Here is an 18659-nt window from a genome sequence, read left to right as displayed (position 1 = left end):
GGAACCCCAAAGCGTTGCGTTCAGTTATACCGATTCATCAAAGCGAGAAACGGTGTGTCTATGAAGTCCGTCGCTACATCGACAGACGCATTGAGTACATGTTGCAGACTTCCTTGCTCCGCCTTCGAAAAATTCATTAACACCCAGTCAATGACTTGGATGGGTGCCGGTGGTCGACCGACGCCGAGCTTAAGGCGCTTGATCTCCTGCGTACCGAGGTGCTGGATCAACGACTTGACGCCGTTATGACCGCCTGCACTGCCTTTTGAACGCAACCGTAGTTTCTCAAGCGGCAAGTCCAGATCGTCATAGATGACGAGCACATCTTCGACCGCGATTTTATAGAAATCAAGTAACGGTCGCACCGCTTCACCTGATAAGTTCATATACGTCAATGGCTTGACGAGCACGACACGTTCTCCGTTTATCATTCCCGTTCCGAAGAGGGCTTTAAACTTCGATTCTGAAAGCTTGATCCCGTGCTTCTCCGCTAAGGCATCAATCGCAAGAAAACCGATGTTGTGGCGCGTATTCGCATACTTCGCTCCAGGATTCCCTAATCCGACGATACATTTCATATCGATTCCTCATTTCTATTAAAAAAAGTAAACGAACAAGGGTCCGATTTCAATAAACCGGACCACGTCGTTCGTATGCATCAAGCAATCAGCTGAAGAGCGGGCTGATTGATTTCTGTTCGTGTACACGGATGATTGCTTCTGCAAGCAAGCGTGCCACAGAGATTTGTTTGATTTTGCTTGCACATTCGCGTTGTGTCAAGTCGATCGTGTTCAAGACGACGAGTTCTTCGATCGCTGAGTTCTCAATCCGTTCCATTGCTGGACCCGAAAGAACAGGGTGTGTACAACATGCATAGACTTGTTTCGCTCCGTTTTCGATCAAAGCGTTCGCTGCAAGTGTGATCGTACCCGCTGTATCGATGATGTCATCGATAATGATGGCAATCTTGCCATCGACTTGACCGACGATGTTCATGACTTCTGCGACGTTCGGTTTCGGACGGCGTTTGTCGATGATCGCGATCGGTGCTTTTAATTGTTCTGCTAATTTACGTGCCCGTGTGACACCGCCATGGTCTGGAGAAACAATGACGAGTTCGTTTGGATCGATGTTCTTTTTCTCGAAGTATGAAGCGAGAAGCGGTACACCCATCAATTGATCTACTGGAATATCGAAGAACCCTTGGATTTGTGCTGCATGGAGATCCATCGTCACGACGCGTGTCGCCCCTGCTACTTCAAGCAAGTTCGCAACGAGTTTCGCCGTGATTGGCTCACGTGAACGTGCTTTGCGGTCTTGACGCGCATAACCGTAATATGGAATGACGACGTTGATTGTCCGTGCAGACGCCCGTTTCAGTGCATCGATCATGATGAGAAGTTCCATCAGGTTTTCGTTGACTGGTTGGCTTGTCGATTGAATGATGTAAATATCATCCCCTCGGACACTTTCTTCGATGTTCATCGAAATTTCGCCATCACTGAAGTGTTTGACTGAACTTTCGCTCACCGGGATTCCGATGACTTTAGCGATTTCCTCTGCCAGTGGTTTGTTCGAGTTGAGTGCGAAAATACGAATTTCATGTTCTAAGACAGTAGACATGTGTAGGTGGCCTCCATTTGTTTGGGTTTAGACGAGTAGAGCGACAATTAATGAATTAACGATAATCGGGTTTCGTCGTTTGACGTTCCCGTGCGATCGCGAGACCGTTTTCCGGCACATCATCCGTGACGGTTGATCCGGCAGCAACAAGGGCATTCTTGCCGACCGTGACCGGTGCAATCAAGTTGACGTTACAGCCGATGAAAGCATCGTCCTCAATGATCGTCTGGAATTTATTTTTTCCATCGTAGTTGACCGTGATTGATCCACAACCGAGGTTGACGTTCTCTCCGATCGTCGCATCTCCGACATAGCTCAGGTGTGCTGATTTGCTACCTTCGCCAAATGTTGATTTCTTGATCTCAACAAAGTTTCCGACGCGTGTGTTCGCACCGAGAACCGCTTGCTGACGTAAATGCGCGAATGGACCGACTTGTGCCGCCGGACCAATCTTGCTATCCGTGACGACGGATTGACGAACAATGGCACCATCTGCCACTTCACTATTGCGGATATCCGAGTTCGGACCAATCGTACATTCTGAACCAATGACCGTGCGACCGAGTAATTGCGTTCCCGGATAAAGAACAGTATCTGAACCGATCGTGACGTCCGGTCCGATATACGTCGAAGACGGATCAACGAATGTGACACCCTGACGCATCCAGTACTCGTTCGTCCGCTTACGCATCGATGTTTCCGCTTGCGCAAGTGCGACGCGATCGTTGACACCGATTGTCTCTTCGAACGTAGGTGCCGCATACGCTGCGATCGTTTCGCCTGCTGCTTTAGCAATCTCAATCACGTCTGGTAAGTAATACTCACCTTGCGCGTTATCGTTCTTGACCTGCTTCAGCGTTGCGAACAACATCTCGTTATCAAATACATACGTACCGGTATTGATTTCCCGAAGTGCAAGCTCTTCTGCATTCGCATCCTTGTGCTCGACGATTTTCGAGACGTTTCCATCTTCGCCACGCACGATTCGTCCGTAACCTGTCGGATCGTCAGCGAGTGCCGTCAAGACAGTCACTTTTGCGTTCGTATCCGTATGATGTTGTAACAATGAAGACAGTGTCTCGCTCGTCAAGAGTGGTGTATCGCCACAGACGACGAGTGTTGCTCCCTGTTCGTTCCCGAGTACGGGTTCTGCCATTTGAACAGCATGACCTGTGCCAAGCTGCTCACTTTGAAGTGCGTATTCCACCGATGTGCCAAGCACTTCTTTGACGGATTCCGCACCGTGACCGACGATGACGACCTGTCGCTTGACGCCGAGCGTCGCTAATTGATCGACGACGTGCTGTACCATAGGTTTCCCAGCGACTGGGTGAAGTACTTTGTAAAGCTTCGATTTCATCCGAGTTCCTTTACCCGCTGCTAGAATTACCGCGAAATGATTCATCCTTGTCGCTCCTCCACGTAAATTAGTGTTGATTTCGTTCTGAAATAGTACACTCGTTCCAACTATAACGAAAATGGCATCGTTATTCAATGATGGGACGAAGCGGAATCGAGGAAAAAACGAGAAAAAAGACAGGTTTTCCCAAGAAGAGAAAACCTGTCTTTTTCTTATGCTTGATCTGTCGTTTGGGCAGAAGAGACTTCGTAACCGAGGCCTTCTTCTTGATCCTCACGTGCCGCATAGGCTTCGAGTACTGAATCTTCGACCTTTTTTCGCATTAATGCATTGATTGGATGAGCGACATCCCGGAAGATACCTTCTTGCGTTCGTTTGCTTGGCATGGCGACGAAGAGACCACTGTTCCCTTCGATCACACGCAAATCATGTACCACGAATTCGTGGTCGAGCGTAATAGAGGCAAGTGCTTTCATTCGACCCTCTGCCACGACGCGACGAATTTTAACGTCCGTAACGTTCATTTTGTCCGCACCCCTTTAACCGTTGTCACAACTCTTCGTTGTCTACTTCTACTTACGGCTTAAAACAAACAAAGGTTTAGTCTTTCCCAATCTTTTTACGCATAATTTCCAAAAGTTTGATAATTACAGTATAGTTACAATCCATGCAGCTGTCAATTTCAGGTAGTCTCTGCTTCCGAGAAATAGTGATCGACGTTTCCACGCTTGACTTGAATTTGACCAAGATCGACGTCGACGTCCGCTAATTTCATTAAGCTGACGTATTCGTTGACCATCTTCTTCTCGGCACCCTCTGCCTCGATCAAGACACCCACACCTGCGACCTTTGCTTCGAACTCGCTCAAGAGACTCATCATTCCGCGAATCGTTCCGCCGGCTTTCATGAAGTCATCGATCAATAAGACGTTCGCCCCGCGTGGTAAACTCCGACGCGCAAGTGCCATCGTCCGAATCGCTTTTGAAGACCCTGAGACATAGTTGATACTGACCGTTGAACCTTCTGTCACGCGACTATCCGAACGCACGATGACGAACGGCACACCAAGTTGCTCAGCGACCGCATAAGCAAGTGGAATCCCTTTCGTCGCGATTGTCATGACGACATCGACTTTCTTTTGGCTAAAGACAGATGCAAACACTTGCCCCATTTGTTTGACCATCTTCGGATCCCCGAGTAAGTCCGTCAAATAAAGGTATCCCCCTGGCAACAGTCGATCTGGACGTGCGACACGTTCACATAGATCGTCGATGAACGGTAACGCCTTCTTACTGCTCCACGTTGGGATGAACATGACGCCACCCGCAGCACCTGGTACCGTGACGAGACGACCCGTTCCCTCATGCTCTAACATCTCGCTGACGATATCTAAATCCTCACTGATCGACGATTTCGCCGATTTATAGCGTTCTGCAAAAATCGTCAATGAGACGAGATGATGGGGATGGTCAAGCAAGTACCGCGTCATGTCGACCAATCGACCACTTCTCCGAATTTTCATTTGTTTTGTTCCACCTCTCCGTAATTCCGAATATTCAATAGTGAATATATCATTTTCATACGGATATTATCAATGGTTTTCGCCTAAAAGACGAACGACGTAGACTTCGTTACAAAAGCCGCGTAATCCATTATAGAGACGTTGTGCCCGATTCTCGTGTTCCGTCAACGCAAAGACCGTCGGACCACTTCCGCTCATCAAGACGCCTTCTGCGCCACAACTCGCCATGAATTCCTTGATCTGCTCGACTTCCGGGTGCATCGGCAACGTGACCGATTCGAGAACATTACCGAGTGACTGGCAAATGCCTTGGAAATCTTGCGCCTTCACCGCATCGATCATCGCTTCGACGTTCGGACGTTTTGCCGTGTTCAAGTCAAGAGCACCATAGACGTCAGCCGTCGAGACACCAATCGTCGGTTTAGCAAGAACGACCCAGCATGGGGGTGGTGAGACAAGTTTTTCTAGCTTCTCTCCGCGACCCGTTGCAATCGCCGTTCCTCCCATGACACAAAATGGGACGTCAGAGCCAACCGCTGCCCCGACTTCCGCCAACTCTTCCAGCGTCAAGCCAAGTTGCCATAACTCGTTCAAACCACGTAATGTCGCTGCTGCGTCACTAGAACCACCTGCAAGTCCCGCTGCGACCGGGATGTGTTTTTCTAAGAAGATTTCGACCCCTGTCTTGACGTCGTATTTTTCTTTTAAGATCGCTGCTGCTTTATACGCAAGATTACGTTCGTCGTTCGGAACGTAAGCATGCTGGGCATTCATTCGAATTTCTCCTGACGGCAGCTCCGTCAATTCTAGACGGTCTGCCAAATCGACTGTCGTCATCACCATATGTACATCGTGATAGCCGTCCGGGCGCTTTGCCGTCGCATCCAGGACTAGGTTGATCTTGGCCGGAGCCTTTACAATAATCGTCATCGTGCCGTTCCTCCTCTAGTTCGTTTCCTGTAGGAATTGTATCAACCTTTCCACAAAAAAAGAAGCGAACATTTTGTCCGCTTCGGAAGGTAAGTTTACGAATTCGCAAATTCGATTTGTACGGAGTCTGTTAGCACGTCGGCGTAGCTATAAGAAACTCGCTCGACATTGTGGCGCTCTGCGTCTAGCTTGACTACAAACACCGAAGGATACGTCTCAACGAGCGTTCCGATTCGGGTTACGACCTTTTTACGACCGCCGCTTGCTTTTAGCGTCAGTCTTTCACCAACATGTGTTTCGAAAACATGTCTGATTTCGTTCAACGTCTTTGGCATACGCTTCACCTCACTAATATTTATTATAGCATATTAAATAAATATTAGAAAGGGGAAATATTATATCTGTTCTAATCGTATCCGTCAACGTTTTTTAATTGGCAAAAGTGCATCCGCTAACTGTGCGAATTCCTGCAGGCTGAGCGTTTCTCCGCGACGACGTGGTTCGATTCCAGCTTCCAACAATGCCGCTTCGACCGCCGCCTTTTCCGTCTTCCCGAAGTGTGTCGTCAAGTTGTTCAAAATCGTTTTCCGGCGTTGTGCAAAACTTGCTCGGACGATTTCGAAGAATAATGCCTCATCCTGTGTCTGTACCGCCGGCTCTTTTCGAATGTTCAAACGGATGACTGCTGAATCGACATTTGGTGCCGGAATGAAGACTTGTTTTGGAACCGTGAAGCAGACTTCAGCTTCCGCATAATACTGAATCGCGATCGATAGAGAACCGTATGCTTTCGTGCCCGGTTTTGCACCGATTCGTTCAGCGACTTCCTTTTGAATCATCATGACGAGCGTCCGAAACGGTGCTTTCGCTTCGAGAATCCGCATGATGATCGGTGTCGTGACGTAATACGGGAGGTTCGCGACGACGGCAATGTCAGTGATGCCTTCTTGCGTGAACTCTTCTGCGACGATCGTCGAAAGATCAAGTTCAAGAGCATCGCCGTGAATGACCTTCGTATGAGGATACGGTGAAAGTGTATCGTCAAGAATCGGTAGCAACCGCTGATCGATTTCAAGAGCGACGACTTTTTTCGCCTGTTTCGCCGATTGTTCCGTCAATGAGCCGATTCCTGGTCCGATCTCGAGTACGCCGCTTTCAGGCGTTAATCCAGCTGCCCCGACGATGTTTCCTAATACGTTTAAATCGATTAAAAAGTTTTGTCCCAACGATTTTTTAAACGAAAAGCCATGTTTCGCTAAAATTTCTTTCGTCCGGTGCAATGTAGCAATGTCTTTCAAACTTCTTCCTCCTCTAATTGTTTCAATGCCGCTTCCCATTCCGCCCGCGTGATTCGGATCGATGCGACGCGTTTGACGAGTTGTTTTGCATTCGGTTCACCAATCGCAAGAATCTGACCGAGACGACGACGACGGATCGAGGCTGCTGGTCCACCAATCAAATCGGCTGCTAGAATCATCTCACGTGTCACTTCGGCAACCGGTGCTTCTTCCGTCTCATAGACAGCAGCGAGCGCCTCTTCGATTGCGGCAGGTGAGGCATGCTCCACACCAATTTTCCCTCGCTTATCTTTTGCTTGGGCACGAGGAAGATAGGCGTGTTTACAGCCTGGTACGCGTTCATTGATTCGGGCACGGATACGATCTCCTGGAAAATCAGGGTCCGTGAAGATGATGACACCGCGTCGTTCCAGTGCCTTCTCGATGCGTTGCATCGTTTGTTCATTAACGGCTGAACCGTTCGTTTCAATTGTATCGACATCAAAGACTTCTTGTAATCGTGTCGTATCATCCCGTCCTTCGACGACGATGACTTCTTTTAAGCGTTTCCGCATGATCTCTCCACCTTCTTCAAACACTCTCGTAATTGTACCTGTTTCCACGAAAAAAACAAGGAAGCGTCACGTGTCCGCTTCCGTTGCACTAGGAATGACCCAGACTTGCAGTTGTTTTCGACCGAACGTCTTCGCTTTTTGTTCTCCGTCGACCAAGACATCGATCTTATTTCCTTTGATGGCTCCACCTGTATCGAGGGCGATCGCAAGACCCACTCCTTCGACGTAGACCTTCGTTCCAAGCGGAATGACTTTCGGATCAACCGCGATGATCGGCATCCCTTGATAAGTGATCGTATCCGTCACGTCATACCCGGTCGCTGTCAAGGCACGTCCGTTGTACAAACGACTGCCGTTCGAAGCTGGGTCGTTCGTATACGCCGTCGCTTCGACCATCAAACTCTTCGCACTCGAAAAATCAAGGTCCGCATCGGCTTTCGGTGTTTCCGTTAGTGGATTCGTCGCCTGCTCTTCGTTAAAGACGGGTGCTTCAGTAGGCGTCTCGATTGGTTTTGTTCCGACCTTGACGACTTGTTTGATCGGTGTCCGTGTCACTTGGTCATCAATCAGTTTCTTCTCTTTGCTAAGACCGTCAGCTAATGTCAATTGATACTTTTTCGTTCGGACACCTGGACGACCAGATGCCGTCACGAGTTGCTCGCCTTCCGGTAAGGTCGGATCCTCGACTTCTTCAATTTCAAACGGAACGAGCTGTTCTTGCGTCAACGTCGCACGACGTGTCGTGTTGACGGTAATCAACGTACCTTCCGTCACGCGGGTGTCGGGATCCGGAGCGACCCGGTCTTCTTTTTGCAAGCGGATCCCTTCTCGCGCTAACAATTCCCGAACTGACGTCTCATATGTGTAGAGTTGTCGGGCTTTTCCACCGACGACAAGATCAACGGGAAAAGCTTCCCGATACCGAACTGTCATTCCGTTCGTCAACACAGCGTCAGAGGACGGATAAATATCATCCGTATCCGCTTTTTTGATACCACGTTCTGCAAGTAAGTCCTTCACTTGGCGTGCTTGCGTTCGAACACGACGAGACTCACCATATCCCATGATCAGCGTGATTTCTTTTGCCCGCTGAATGACGATTAGTCGTTTTTTCGGCAGGTCGGCACTGAGTGCTGGTTCAATCACATCATTGTCACGCGCCGTAATACCAGCTTCTTCGAGTGCTCCATAGACAGAGTCAGCTGTCGTTTCAATTTGCTGTTCTTGGCCATCAATCAAGACAGTCACGGTTTGTGGATGATCCATCATCCCATAGACGAGTGCAGCCGCAAGTAGCAGGCTGCACCCGATCGTAATAAACGTCAACGAACGCATCATGGCAAGCGGAAGACCCGTTTTGCATTTTCAGTCGTCGCTGCTTCGACGTCAGCGTACATCATGCCACGGAGCTGCGCAATCTCTTCAGCGACGAACCGGACGTAAGCCGGTTCGTTGCGTTTTCCGCGGTGCGGTGTCGGTGTCAGATACGGACAATCCGTCTCAACGAGTAGACGATCGAGTGGGACTTCCTGCGCAACACGTTTCGGCATCTTCGCATTCTTGAACGTAACGGGACCTCCGAGTGAAATGTAGAAGTTCATCGCTAGACAACGCGGTAATAATTCAGCACTCATGCTATAGCTATGCAAGATTCCCCCGACTTCTTTTGCATCTTCTTCTTCAAGAATCCGCAACGTATCTTCTGTCGCTTCCCGGTTATGGATGACGATCGGCTTCTTCTTCTGCTTCGCGAGCCGGATCTGTTTGCGGAAGGCTTCTTGCTGCACGTCTTTCGGTGACGTGTCCCAGTGATAGTCGAGCCCAATTTCTCCAAGCGCAACGACTTTTTCGTGATCCATCAATCGTTCAACCTTTTGATAGGCTTCCTCATCAAAATCGATCGAGTCGACGGGATGCCACCCGATGACCGCATAAAGATCATCGTACGCTTCGACGAGTTCCATCGCACGATCAATCGTCTTATGATCAAATCCGACGACGATCATCGGTGAGACGCCGTTCGCGCGTGCCCGCTCGATCGTCTCGTGGACGTCGTCCGCAAATTGGTCTGCATTCAAGTGAGTGTGTGTATCGATTAACATAGCTGTTCGACTCCTTCTTTAAAAAAATGCCTGTGACATGAAGTCCACAGGCATCGGTTTTATTTTACGCTTGCGCCGTTCGCCATCGTTGACGGGACCGTCGCCAGTTCAAGTTTTCCTGCTTTCTCAGCAGCAAGGACCATTCCTTGTGAGAGTTCGCCACGTAACGTGACCGGTTTTAAGTTCGCCACGACGATGACTTTGCGTCCGACTAAATCTTCCGGCTCATACCACTGAGCGATACCTGAGACGATTTGGCGTGTTTCATTCCCCATATCGACTTGTAGCTTCAATAGTTTTTTCGCCTTCTTGATCTTCTCAGCCGTCACGACTTCACCGACACGTAATTCGATTTGGTCAAAAACATCGATCGTCGTTTCCGGACGGACGTCTTCATCCGCCTCTTCGACTTCCTCTTCCTCAACACGTGCTGCAGAAGCTTGACGCATCATGTCGACGATTGCTTCGACTTCTTCTTTGACGTCGAGACGTGGGAAAATCGGTGTCGCTGTTCCAACTTTTGTTCCTGGTGTGATGTCTGCGAACTTCTCGAGCGCCGCCCAGTCCATCGCTTGTCCAGAGAGACCAAGTTGCGCGAAGATCTCTTTTGGTGAACGCGTCATGAACGGTTGCAACATGATCGCCACGTGACGTAAGACACCGACGAGATGCACCATGACTGAACCGAGTTCCGCCGTTTTGGATTCGTCTTTTGCAAGCACCCATGGTTGTGTCTCATCAATGTATTTATTGGCACGGCTGATCAATTGCCAAATGTTCGATAGCACGACAGAGAATTCCATGTGTTCCATCGATGCTTCGACTTTCGTGACCGTTTCTTTTGCAAGATCCGACAGTGTCGCATCAAACGGTGTCACATTACCTGTATAGGCTGGGATCTCACCGTCAAAGTATTTCGTGACCATCGCGATCGTCCGGTTGAGTAAGTTCCCGAGGTCGTTCGCTAAATCGTAGTTCATCCGCTCAACGAATGCTTCAGGTGTGAACATACCGTCCGAACCGAATGGCACTTCCCGTAAGAGGTAGTAACGAAGGGCATCGAGACCGTAACGATCCGTCAACGGAATCGGATCGACGACGTTTCCTTTTGATTTCGACATTTTTCCGTCTTTCATCAATAACCAACCATGTGCGAAGACTTTTTTCGGTAATGGGAGGTCAAGCGCCATCAAGAGTGCCGGCCAGATAATCGTGTGGAAACGAACGATTTCTTTTCCGACGAGATGAACATCTGCTGGCCAGTACTTATCGAAGTTACCATGATCATCCGTACCATAACCGAGTGACGAGATATAGTTCGTCAACGCATCGATCCAGACGTAGACGACGTGCTTCGGATTCGACGGGACTTGTACACCCCAGTTGAATGTCGTCCGTGAGACCGCTAAGTCTTGAAGACCTGGTTTAATGAAGTTATTGATCATTTCGTGTTTACGTGATTCTGGCAAGATGAATGACGGATTCGCTTCAAAGTACTCAAGTAAACGGTCCGCGTACTTGCTGATCCGGAAGAAGTAACATTCTTCACGTACGAGTTCGACCGGGTGTCCACTGTCAGGGCTCTTCCCGTCGACGAGTTGTGATTCCGTATAGTACGTCTCATCCGGAATCGAATACCAACCTTCGTATTCACCTAAATAGATATCGCCTGATTCAAGAAGTGTTTCGAACACTTTTTCGACGACTTTCTTGTGACGTGGTTCTGTCGTCCGGATATAATCATCGTACGAGATGTCGAGACGATCCCATAAGACTTTAATCTGCTCGACGACACCGTCGACGAATGCCTGTTCCGAGATCCCTGCTTCTGCTGCTTTTTCCTGGATCTTTTGACCGTGCTCATCGCTACCTGTCAAATACCGGACGTCGAATCCTTGAAGTCGTTTGTATCGTGCCATCGCATCTCCAGCCACCGTCGTGTACGCGTGACCGATATGTAGTTTTGCACTTGGATAATAAATCGGGGTCGTGATATAAAATGTCTTTGCCATGTTATTCCTCCGTTCTCTGATTTCCATCTTCATTATAGGCTATTATACGCTGTTACGGGACTGATGTCGAAACTCACTTTTTGTCGAATCGAAACATTTTTTGACATCAGACATCAAATTACAAAAAAACACACTCTATAGTTTCATTTCCTTTAAAAAGGGAAAATGCATTAATAAATCGTTTCAAATATGGTTTTTTTGAGAAATAAATGACATTTTGATTTCAAGCTATTCAGATTGGTTGACTACTTTTGGAAAGTCTAGTATTCTACATTCTATAGAAACGATGTCGAATTTTGACGATTTTTCAAAAGAAAAAGAGATCCATGACATCAAAGGAGGAACAACAAAATGAAATCAACAGGTATTGTACGTAAAGTAGACGAGCTCGGTCGTGTCGTAATTCCAATCGAATTACGCCGTACACTTCAAATCGCAGAAAAGGATGCCCTCGAGATCTATGTCGATAACGAACAGATCATCCTTAAAAAATATAAACCAAACATGACTTGCCAAGTCACAGGAGAAGTTTCAGAAGATAACTTCAAATTGGCTGATGGTAAATTGATTCTTTCACCAGATGGCGCACAACGCGTTCTCGTTGAATTAAAAGATTTCCTCGATCGTCACTACGCAAGCAACGAATAAACACAAAAGGAAGCTCCTGATGGGGCTTCCTTTTTTTAATCTGCTTCGTGAAACGCGAGGTACAGTTCCTGACGGTCCAGTCCCCGTTCCTTTGCGACACGCTTCAACGCCGCATTCGGCTTTTCGCCTTCTTCGATGTACCGGCGGATTTGCTCGAGCGGATCACTGTCTTGGATGACAGCATCCGGTCGTTCTTCGTTTGATCCTTCGACAAGAACGACGAACTCGCCCCGAACGTCTTCTGCTGCCCAAGCGCGTAATTCACTCACGCTCCCCCGAATGTATTCTTCATACCGTTTCGTTAGTTCCCGAGCTAACGTCACGTGACGATCACCAAGTACTTCCTCGACCCCTTGTAACATCTCTTTCAAACGATGCGGTGCTTCATAAAAGACGAGCGTTCCTGTTTCGTATTTCAATTGCTCTAACGCTTCGCGACGCTCTTTTTTCTTCCGTGGCAAAAAGCCGTAATACAAAAAGCGTTCTGTCGAAAGACCAGACGCGACAAGAGCTGTTAACGCAGCGTTTGCACCCGGAAGAACGATGACAGGAATGTCTGCTGCAATCACTTGACGAATCAAATCACTTCCCGGGTCCGAGACACCTGGCATGCCGGCATCGGAGACGAGAGCGATTTGTTTTCCTGCCTCTAAATCAGCGAGGAGTCGTTCTCCGCTCGTTTGTTTATTGTGTTCGTGGTAACTGACAAGCTTCGTCTCAATCGAAAAGTGCCGAAACAGTTTCATCGTCTGCCGGGTATCTTCTGCTGCGACGATATCGGATTCCTGTAAGATCCGTACTGCCCGATATGTCATGTCTTCTAAATTGCCGATTGGTGTCGGGACGATATAGAGACCGGCTCCTTGCTGTTGATAGCTACTCGTCGCTTTCATGAGGTTCCTCCTTGAATCAACCGTTCTTTTTGTGAACGGGTTAATTGTTTAATCGCATATTCCCGCTTCATTGCCTCTGACTTCGTCGCAAAAACTTCCTGATGAACGAGGACGACCGGTAGACGGGCACGTGTATACTTCGCACCCTTACCTGCGTTATGTGTCGCGATGCGTTGCGTGACGTCTACCGCGTAACCCGTATAATACGTATCATCTTGGCAACGAACGATATAGACTGCATGCTCAGACATCGAACAGTTCCTTCATCTGAGCCGCATACGAGTTGTCCGCCTCATAGACGATGAATGGGGGGAGCACCTTCAGTCCAGGTTTTGCATCCTTGATCCCCTCGATCAACAGCATGTTCGCTTCCTTCCCTGCTTTCGGATAAATCAGCTGCATCCGTTTCGGTTCCAAGCGATACGCCCGCATCAAGGTAACGATATCAAGCAGTCGTTCCGGTCGATGGACGAACGCTGCTTTCCCGCCTTGTTTCAACAAATCAGATGCACCACGAATACAGTCTTCGAGTGTACAGAGGACTTCATGTCTTGCAATCGTATAATGTTCACTTTGGTTTTGGTTCGATGTCTCGTTTGCTAAAAAATAAGGGGGATTACAGGTGACAGCATCATAGATGCCGTATCCAAGACGCGTACCCGCCTCTTTGACGTCCCCTTCAATCATCTCAATCCGGTCGTTCAGTTCATTCAAGGTGACGCTCCGTCGTGCCATCTCCGCTAGTCGCGGCTGGATTTCAAGACCCGTGATCTGCCCTTTCGTCCGGTAAGATAAAAAGAGTGGAATTGCACCGTTTCCTGAACAGAGATCGGCAATCCGTCCTTGTTGAATCGGGACCCACGCAAATCGTGCGAGCAGTGCCGCGTCGAGTGAATACGAGAAGACGGATGGACTTTGAATGATTTTCCCTTCCTGTCCTAAGAGATAATCAAGTCGTTCGTCTGGTAATAGTTCAAACATGTCGTGCCTTCCTTTCCGAAAAAAAGACTGACTCATGTAGAAGTCAGCCTCTCAATGTTTCGTTAACATGGATAAGCAAAAGAGACAATCGCCGTCTTTTCTTACTTGTCCATAATGCAAGTTACAGATGTGGAACCCTTCCTGGTACAATCGTCCGAGATTATCGTAGCCCGCACCGACGCCCGCTTCCGCTTCTTCCGCTTCCGTGACCGGCTGTTGTTCATCGCGTTCGACTTTTTCCCGAAGATGATGATTCTCCAGATACAGATGTTGGTTCTCTTCCATCATGTAAGCCAGCTGATCCTTTAACACGCTCAGATGCTCAGTCAGCAAATGAATCTGTTGCTCAATCGCATCGACACGCGTAATGATTTCTTTTTTATCGACTCTCTCCACGCGTATGCACCCCGTTATTCTTTTGGTCGTTTTGGTTTTACGGCACCAACGGATAATAGTTCTTCCATTGAATACGTCAAGACGCGGGAACGATCCTTCAGTTCGATTTGAACGACTTGATCGAGGATGTTCAAACCAACGACGCGTCCTTCGCCTTCAGGTACTGTCAAACGTTTTCCGTAGTCCGGCAAATCACGGCGCATTTCTTCATACGTATCGTTCTCGTATTTCAGGCAGCACATCAAACGACCACATACTCCTGAAATCTTCGTCGGATTCAACGACAGGTTTTGATCTTTTGCCATCTTGATCGAAACCGGTTCGAACTCACCGAGGAAAGATGAACAACATAAGACACGACCACACGGACCGATGCCTCCCAGTAACTTCGCTTCATCCCGAACACCGATTTGACGGAGTTCGATACGCGTCCGGAAGACCGCCGCTAAATCTTTGACGAGCTCACGGAAATCAACACGTCCTTCTGCCGTGAAGTAGAAGATGACCTTATTGCGATCAAACGTGTACTCGACATCGACCAATTTCATATCGAGTTTATGTTCACGGATTTTTTCGACACATACCGCATGCGCATCAAGCGCTGCGACTTTATTTTCGCGGACGATCATTGCATCCTTATCGTCAGCAATCCGAAGAATGGATTTCAGTGGCAACACCACATCTTCTTCGTCCATTTGTTTATCGGCGATGACCACTTCGCCATATTCAATGCCCCGTACCGTCTCAACGATGACTGCTTGTCCTCGTGATAATGACTCTTGTCCAGGTGCAAAATAATAAATTTTGCCCGCTTCTTTAAAGCGAACGCCTACTACTTCTAGCATGTCGCTCTACCCTTTCTGTAAGTCAAACATGAGACGCTCAACTGTTAATTGGGGATTAACATTCGCTTCGACCCGTCTTACTGCGGCAAGCACAGCTTGCAACCAGCGGGTGATCGTCGTCTGGCTCTTGGACCCCATCTGTTCAAGTTGGGGTTTACTATTCGTATAGGTCATACCTTCCCACGCCGGATTCAGTTTCAGACGTAAGACATCCTCAAAGAAACAGGTGACGAGTTCAAGACCGATTCGGACATCCTGACGGTTCTTGAATTGTCCCATCCATTTCTCTTGTACGAACAGTGGTAAATCAGCCGGACGATTCGCTAATTCCTCCATCAATTGTAACACTGACGCTCGCGCATTTACAAACCAGTCTTCGAGTAATGCTTCTTCTGCATCCTCGACTTTTGGATAGACACGCGCTGCCAATTGCGTCAACTCGTGGTCCCGTCCCGTTTTTTCAGATAAAACCTCGCCAATCATTTGACGATCCGCCGGACGAAAACTTAATAACTGTCCCCGCGATCGAATCGTCGGTAAAAGGAGCTGGGGTTGATTCGTCAACAATAAGGCCACTTTTCCTTCTCCTGGTTCCTCAAAGAACTTCAGTAAACTGTTTGCTGCCTGAGGAGTCATCTTATGGGACTGGGTAATGACATAAATCTGACGATCGCCTTCGAGTCCTCGGAGTGAGAGATCATGCATCAATTGTTGAATCTGTTCTTTTTTGATGGTCGCGCCATCTGGTTCGATTTCATAATAATCGACCAAATTGCCACTTTCCATTCGCCGACAGCTACGACAGACACCACATGGCTCTACATCAACCGGGGCCTCACAAAAAAGGCTTTTCGCGAACAAGTGAGCCGCTTCAAGTAGAAGCGGCTCATAGTCTCCGGTGAAGATATAAGCGTGATTGATTCGATCGTTTCGTAACGAATTTTGAAGAATCGTCGAAATGACCGATTGTGTCTGTTCCAATTCATGAAACGTCTGCATCAGAATTGATGAAACCCTTCGATTGGTAAGACGAAGACCGTCGCCCCGCCTACCTGGACTTCAACAGGGTACGGGATATAAGAATCGGCATGACCACCCATTGGTGAGATTGGAGAAACCATCTGTTCGCGGCTTGAACAGTTCTTTTTGATCAATCGCAACAAATCATCGAGACGCTCACTCTGTACACCAATCATGAACGTCGTGTTCCCTTCTTTAAGAAAACCACCTGTCGTTGCTAGTTTCGTTGCTCGGAAATCATGCTCGACAAGTGCTTCCGCCAAACGTAAGCTATCTTTATCTTGAACGATCGTAATGACCATTTTCATGAGAATCTCTCCTTTTCTTCTAAATACGTAATGACATCTTCCACTAAGTCCTGATGAATCGCTTCAATCGATCGATTGGCTTGTACGATCTGCACCCGTTCCGGATCCGACGCCGCAATCTGCTGAAAACCATCATAGACGCGGGCACGAAACGCATCATCTCGTTGCTCGATTCGATCAAGTGCTCCCCGGTCCATCATTCGTTTTTTAGAATCCGTTACCGTTAAATCAAATAAATACGTTCGGTCTGGCGCTAACCCACCTGTTGCAGAATCATTGATTTGACGCACGAGATCAATCGGATGTCCAAGACCATACCCTTGATACGCAAGTGACGCATCAACGAATCGGTCACATAAAACAATTGTGCCTGCCTCTAACGCCGGTCGAATCAATTCCTCGACATGCTGGGCACGAGACGCTGCATACAACAGAATTTCTGTCATCTCTTTCATCTCTTCAAAATCAGGATTCAAAATCAACGAACGAATTTCGTTCCCAACGCGTGTGCCACCTGGCTCACGGGTCGTCATGACGTTATAGCCTTTTTCTTTTAACACATCACTAAGCAATTGTAGTTGTGTCGTTTTACCGGCACCATCTGGTCCTTCGACAGTAATGAACGTACCTTTCATCCTTCAAACCCTTCCTCTATGACGCGTAACGCTCCTCGTTGCAATTGTTCGCCCCCTTGCAAATGAACGGCTACGGTTTGATAATGTCGTAAACGTAGTACCTGTTCCGCCGTAATGCGTTCGCCTCTGACAATCAACGGAATGCCTGGCGGGTACGGAATAATCGTTTCGAGTGAAACATGACCGATACACTCATCCAGCTGACGGAACGTACCTGTTGCTTGTTCTAACTGTTCATAAGAACAAGCTAAAGCAGATACCTGTATTTTACCCATAATTGGTTGCTCGATATACCTTTTCAAAGGAATTCCTTCTGATTTCATCATTTGAATGGCTCGTTCGACACGGTGGACCCAGTCATTCTGCTCAGACTTTGTGAGCGGACGAAGTGGCAAAATACAGACGACGTGATCTCCTAAAGCAAATTCTGCATCGAGTTGAACAGCTCGTAACGCGTGCAGCAACGCATCTCCTGAATATCCCTCATACGTTAATGTCATCCGTGACCAATCATCGAATCGCAGAACCGTCATATGATCGAACCGTTGAAGTGCTTCGATGAATGCATTATGACTAGCTTGAACCTCTGACATACCCTTAACTGTCCATTGTTCACGATAGGAACGGGCGTAGTCTAATGAAGCTAGCAGTAAATATGAAGGACTCGAAGTCTGAAACGCTTGAAGTGCTCGCTGTAATTTCCTTCTCATCTTTTCTGAAAATCGCTCATGCATCCATGCTCCCATCGTCAGTGCTGGAAGTGTTTTATGGGCAGACTGGACAACAGCAGTTGCTCCTAATTCAAATGCAGAGCGTACACCAAATGCTTCACCGAAGTGTGCGCCATGTGCTTCATCCACTAATAAAGAGAGCCCGTGCGACGCTGTGAGCTGAACGAGTGACGTGATATCAGCTGCTTCCCCGTAATAGGTCGGTGAAGTGATAAACACGCCGACTCCTCCTGGGTATTTCGTAAACGCTTCCTTTAATGTTTCACGTGAAACATGTCCACTGATTCCCGTTTCCTCATGGATGTCTGGTTCAAGAAAGATCGGTTCGATCCCCAGCCATTCTAACGCATTGAACACCGATTTATGGGAATTACGCTGTACATAAACACGCTCTCCTCTTGTTGCTGTAGCGGCAAGCATCGCCCAGTTCCCAACGGTCGAACCATTCACAAGGAAATGACTCGCTTTTGCACCGTAGACTTTTTGCAGCAAAGCTATCGCGTCTGCAATGGCCTCTTCCGGATGATGAAAATCATCTAGACCAGGTAATTCTGTGACGTCCCATTTAAAGAAGTCAGGAAGAGGTGTCAATGTTCCATTCTTATGACCAGGAACATGCCATGAGATGGGCGTTCGATCTAAATGGCGTTGAAGTGCATGTACAATAGGAAGTTCGTGTTTCATGAAAAAACTCCTTTTCCTCTAAAATGATTACACAAAAAGACCGACCTGCAATCTGCAGATCGGTCAAGTGCCTGGCAACGTCCTATCCTCACAGGGGGAAGCCCCCAACTACTTTCG

General features: G+C 48.0%; 22 protein-coding genes. 1 reads left to right on the top strand and 21 read right to left on the bottom strand.

The annotated features are described in order from the left end of the window. Positions 1-20: 20 nt before the first annotated feature. The 12 genes from pth to metG all read right to left on the bottom strand — a co-directional run bounded on the left by pth (position 21) and on the right by metG (position 11428). Positions 21-578 (bottom strand): aminoacyl-tRNA hydrolase, encoded by a 558-nt coding sequence (pth, locus tag KNQ18_RS16880; RefSeq protein WP_023466549.1) that lies wholly within the window; start codon positions 576-578, stop codon positions 21-23. Positions 579-666: 88 nt separating this feature from the next. Beyond that, entirely contained in the window at positions 667-1623 is a 957-nt protein-coding gene (locus tag KNQ18_RS16875) for a ribose-phosphate diphosphokinase (protein ID WP_012368955.1), read from the bottom strand. 55 nt (positions 1624-1678) lie between these two features. After that, positions 1679-3028: a bifunctional UDP-N-acetylglucosamine diphosphorylase/glucosamine-1-phosphate N-acetyltransferase GlmU gene (gene glmU / locus KNQ18_RS16870; RefSeq protein ID WP_047392689.1), complete on the bottom strand. Its 1350-nt coding sequence runs from the start codon at positions 3026-3028 to the stop codon at positions 1679-1681. 167 nt (positions 3029-3195) lie between these two features. Continuing rightward, positions 3196-3507, bottom strand: a complete 312-nt coding sequence (spoVG, locus tag KNQ18_RS16865; protein ID WP_064301046.1) for a septation regulator SpoVG — start codon at positions 3505-3507, stop codon at positions 3196-3198. Between the two features lie 158 nt (positions 3508-3665). Continuing rightward, the gene (gene purR / locus KNQ18_RS16860) at positions 3666-4505 is read right to left on the bottom strand and encodes a pur operon repressor (protein WP_023466544.1); all 840 of its coding nucleotides are present in this window, start codon (positions 4503-4505) and stop codon (positions 3666-3668) included. 69 nt (positions 4506-4574) lie between these two features. Then, positions 4575-5435 (bottom strand): 4-(cytidine 5'-diphospho)-2-C-methyl-D-erythritol kinase, encoded by an 861-nt coding sequence (gene ispE, locus KNQ18_RS16855; protein ID WP_023466542.1) that lies wholly within the window; start codon positions 5433-5435, stop codon positions 4575-4577. A gap of 95 nt (positions 5436-5530) precedes the next feature. Further along, on the bottom strand, positions 5531-5770 hold the full coding sequence (locus KNQ18_RS16850; RefSeq protein ID WP_012368950.1) for a Veg family protein: 240 nt from the start codon (positions 5768-5770) through the stop codon (positions 5531-5533). An 84-nt stretch (positions 5771-5854) separates the two neighbouring features. Continuing rightward, positions 5855-6733 (bottom strand): 16S rRNA (adenine(1518)-N(6)/adenine(1519)-N(6))-dimethyltransferase RsmA, encoded by an 879-nt coding sequence (rsmA, locus tag KNQ18_RS16845; RefSeq protein WP_023466540.1) that lies wholly within the window; start codon positions 6731-6733, stop codon positions 5855-5857. After that, on the bottom strand, positions 6730-7287 hold the full coding sequence (rnmV, locus tag KNQ18_RS16840) for a ribonuclease M5 (RefSeq protein WP_023466539.1): 558 nt from the start codon (positions 7285-7287) through the stop codon (positions 6730-6732). The genes rsmA and rnmV overlap by 4 nt, the downstream gene beginning before the upstream one ends. A gap of 66 nt (positions 7288-7353) precedes the next feature. Continuing rightward, positions 7354-8625, bottom strand: a complete 1272-nt coding sequence (locus tag KNQ18_RS17455) for a 3D domain-containing protein (protein WP_149426593.1) — start codon at positions 8623-8625, stop codon at positions 7354-7356. After that, on the bottom strand, positions 8622-9389 hold the full coding sequence (locus KNQ18_RS16830; protein WP_023466535.1) for a TatD family hydrolase: 768 nt from the start codon (positions 9387-9389) through the stop codon (positions 8622-8624). The genes KNQ18_RS17455 and KNQ18_RS16830 overlap by 4 nt, the downstream gene beginning before the upstream one ends. Before the next feature lie 59 nt (positions 9390-9448). Then, complete coding sequence (gene metG, locus KNQ18_RS16825) at positions 9449-11428, bottom strand: methionine--tRNA ligase (RefSeq protein WP_256375370.1); 1980 nt, start codon at positions 11426-11428, stop codon at positions 9449-9451. 324 nt (positions 11429-11752) lie between these two features. On the opposite strand from metG, the gene KNQ18_RS16820 reads away from it, so the two are divergent. After that, positions 11753-12049 carry a transition state genes transcriptional regulator AbrB gene (locus KNQ18_RS16820; RefSeq protein ID WP_023466531.1) on the top strand — a complete coding sequence of 99 codons (297 nt, stop codon included), beginning with the start codon at positions 11753-11755 and terminating at the stop codon, positions 12047-12049. Positions 12050-12084: 35 nt separating this feature from the next. Here the strand turns inward: KNQ18_RS16820 and rsmI are convergent, their stop codons facing one another. The 9 genes from rsmI to KNQ18_RS16775 are packed head-to-tail and all read right to left on the bottom strand — an operon-like array spanning position 12085 to position 18542. Beyond that, complete coding sequence (rsmI, locus tag KNQ18_RS16815; RefSeq protein ID WP_215085678.1) at positions 12085-12942, bottom strand: 16S rRNA (cytidine(1402)-2'-O)-methyltransferase; 858 nt, start codon at positions 12940-12942, stop codon at positions 12085-12087. Continuing rightward, complete coding sequence (locus tag KNQ18_RS16810) at positions 12939-13193, bottom strand: GIY-YIG nuclease family protein (RefSeq protein ID WP_023466528.1); 255 nt, start codon at positions 13191-13193, stop codon at positions 12939-12941. The genes rsmI and KNQ18_RS16810 overlap by 4 nt, the downstream gene beginning before the upstream one ends. Next, the gene (locus tag KNQ18_RS16805; protein ID WP_195866261.1) at positions 13186-13923 is read right to left on the bottom strand and encodes a tRNA1(Val) (adenine(37)-N6)-methyltransferase; all 738 of its coding nucleotides are present in this window, start codon (positions 13921-13923) and stop codon (positions 13186-13188) included. The genes KNQ18_RS16810 and KNQ18_RS16805 overlap by 8 nt, the downstream gene beginning before the upstream one ends. Before the next feature lie 51 nt (positions 13924-13974). Beyond that, positions 13975-14325: a DNA replication initiation control protein YabA gene (yabA, locus tag KNQ18_RS16800; protein ID WP_119182633.1), complete on the bottom strand. Its 351-nt coding sequence runs from the start codon at positions 14323-14325 to the stop codon at positions 13975-13977. An 8-nt stretch (positions 14326-14333) separates the two neighbouring features. Continuing rightward, positions 14334-15164: a PSP1 domain-containing protein gene (locus KNQ18_RS16795; RefSeq protein ID WP_029343044.1), complete on the bottom strand. Its 831-nt coding sequence runs from the start codon at positions 15162-15164 to the stop codon at positions 14334-14336. Positions 15165-15170: 6 nt separating this feature from the next. Next, positions 15171-16163, bottom strand: a complete 993-nt coding sequence (locus tag KNQ18_RS16790) for a DNA polymerase (protein ID WP_050677360.1) — start codon at positions 16161-16163, stop codon at positions 15171-15173. Next, positions 16163-16492 (bottom strand): cyclic-di-AMP receptor, encoded by a 330-nt coding sequence (locus KNQ18_RS16785; protein WP_023466519.1) that lies wholly within the window; start codon positions 16490-16492, stop codon positions 16163-16165. Before KNQ18_RS16785 ends, KNQ18_RS16790 begins: the two co-directional genes overlap by 1 nt. Next, complete coding sequence (gene tmk, locus KNQ18_RS16780; RefSeq protein ID WP_214725618.1) at positions 16489-17127, bottom strand: dTMP kinase; 639 nt, start codon at positions 17125-17127, stop codon at positions 16489-16491. The genes KNQ18_RS16785 and tmk overlap by 4 nt, the downstream gene beginning before the upstream one ends. After that, entirely contained in the window at positions 17124-18542 is a 1419-nt protein-coding gene (locus KNQ18_RS16775; protein ID WP_215085676.1) for an aminotransferase class I/II-fold pyridoxal phosphate-dependent enzyme, read from the bottom strand. Before KNQ18_RS16775 ends, tmk begins: the two co-directional genes overlap by 4 nt. Positions 18543-18659 lie beyond the last annotated feature (117 nt).

Origin of the sequence: Exiguobacterium sp. s78 (assembly GCF_018618985.1) — a bacterium.
GTDB classification, from domain to species: domain Bacteria; phylum Bacillota; class Bacilli; order Exiguobacteriales; family Exiguobacteriaceae; genus Exiguobacterium_A; species Exiguobacterium_A abrahamii.
This window is presented reverse-complemented; position numbering and strand designations above follow the sequence as displayed.

What these genes read in the sequence shown, in the direction of transcription:
- KNQ18_RS16875 (WP_012368955.1), bottom strand. Translation starts at nt 1,623, where the DNA reads ATGTCTACTGTCTTAGAACATGAAATTCGTATTTTCGCACTCAACTCG.
- spoVG (WP_064301046.1), bottom strand. Translation starts at nt 3,507, where the DNA reads ATGAACGTTACGGACGTTAAAATTCGTCGCGTCGTGGCAGAGGGTCGA.
- rnmV (WP_023466539.1), bottom strand. Translation starts at nt 7,287, where the DNA reads ATGCGGAAACGCTTAAAAGAAGTCATCGTCGTCGAAGGACGGGATGAT.
- ispE (WP_023466542.1), bottom strand. Translation starts at nt 5,435, where the DNA reads ATGACGATTATTGTAAAGGCTCCGGCCAAGATCAACCTAGTCCTGGAT.
- KNQ18_RS16810 (WP_023466528.1), bottom strand. Translation starts at nt 13,193, where the DNA reads ATGTCTGAGCATGCAGTCTATATCGTTCGTTGCCAAGATGATACGTAT.
- KNQ18_RS17455 (WP_149426593.1), bottom strand. Translation starts at nt 8,625, where the DNA reads ATGATGCGTTCGTTGACGTTTATTACGATCGGGTGCAGCCTGCTACTT.
- pth (WP_023466549.1), bottom strand. Translation starts at nt 578, where the DNA reads ATGAAATGTATCGTCGGATTAGGGAATCCTGGAGCGAAGTATGCGAAT.
- KNQ18_RS16805 (WP_195866261.1), bottom strand. Translation starts at nt 13,923, where the DNA reads ATGTTTGAACTATTACCAGACGAACGACTTGATTATCTCTTAGGACAG.
- purR (WP_023466544.1), bottom strand. Translation starts at nt 4,505, where the DNA reads ATGAAAATTCGGAGAAGTGGTCGATTGGTCGACATGACGCGGTACTTG.
- tmk (WP_214725618.1), bottom strand. Translation starts at nt 17,127, where the DNA reads ATGAAAGGTACGTTCATTACTGTCGAAGGACCAGATGGTGCCGGTAAA.
- KNQ18_RS16785 (WP_023466519.1), bottom strand. Translation starts at nt 16,492, where the DNA reads ATGAAAATGGTCATTACGATCGTTCAAGATAAAGATAGCTTACGTTTG.
- KNQ18_RS16850 (WP_012368950.1), bottom strand. Translation starts at nt 5,770, where the DNA reads ATGCCAAAGACGTTGAACGAAATCAGACATGTTTTCGAAACACATGTT.
- glmU (WP_047392689.1), bottom strand. Translation starts at nt 3,028, where the DNA reads ATGAATCATTTCGCGGTAATTCTAGCAGCGGGTAAAGGAACTCGGATG.
- KNQ18_RS16775 (WP_215085676.1), bottom strand. Translation starts at nt 18,542, where the DNA reads ATGAAACACGAACTTCCTATTGTACATGCACTTCAACGCCATTTAGAT.
- KNQ18_RS16830 (WP_023466535.1), bottom strand. Translation starts at nt 9,389, where the DNA reads ATGTTAATCGATACACACACTCACTTGAATGCAGACCAATTTGCGGAC.
- KNQ18_RS16795 (WP_029343044.1), bottom strand. Translation starts at nt 15,164, where the DNA reads ATGCTAGAAGTAGTAGGCGTTCGCTTTAAAGAAGCGGGCAAAATTTAT.
- KNQ18_RS16820 (WP_023466531.1), top strand. Translation starts at nt 11,753, where the DNA reads ATGAAATCAACAGGTATTGTACGTAAAGTAGACGAGCTCGGTCGTGTC.
- KNQ18_RS16790 (WP_050677360.1), bottom strand. Translation starts at nt 16,163, where the DNA reads ATGCAGACGTTTCATGAATTGGAACAGACACAATCGGTCATTTCGACG.
- rsmI (WP_215085678.1), bottom strand. Translation starts at nt 12,942, where the DNA reads ATGAAAGCGACGAGTAGCTATCAACAGCAAGGAGCCGGTCTCTATATC.
- metG (WP_256375370.1), bottom strand. Translation starts at nt 11,428, where the DNA reads ATGGAAATCAGAGAACGGAGGAATAACATGGCAAAGACATTTTATATC.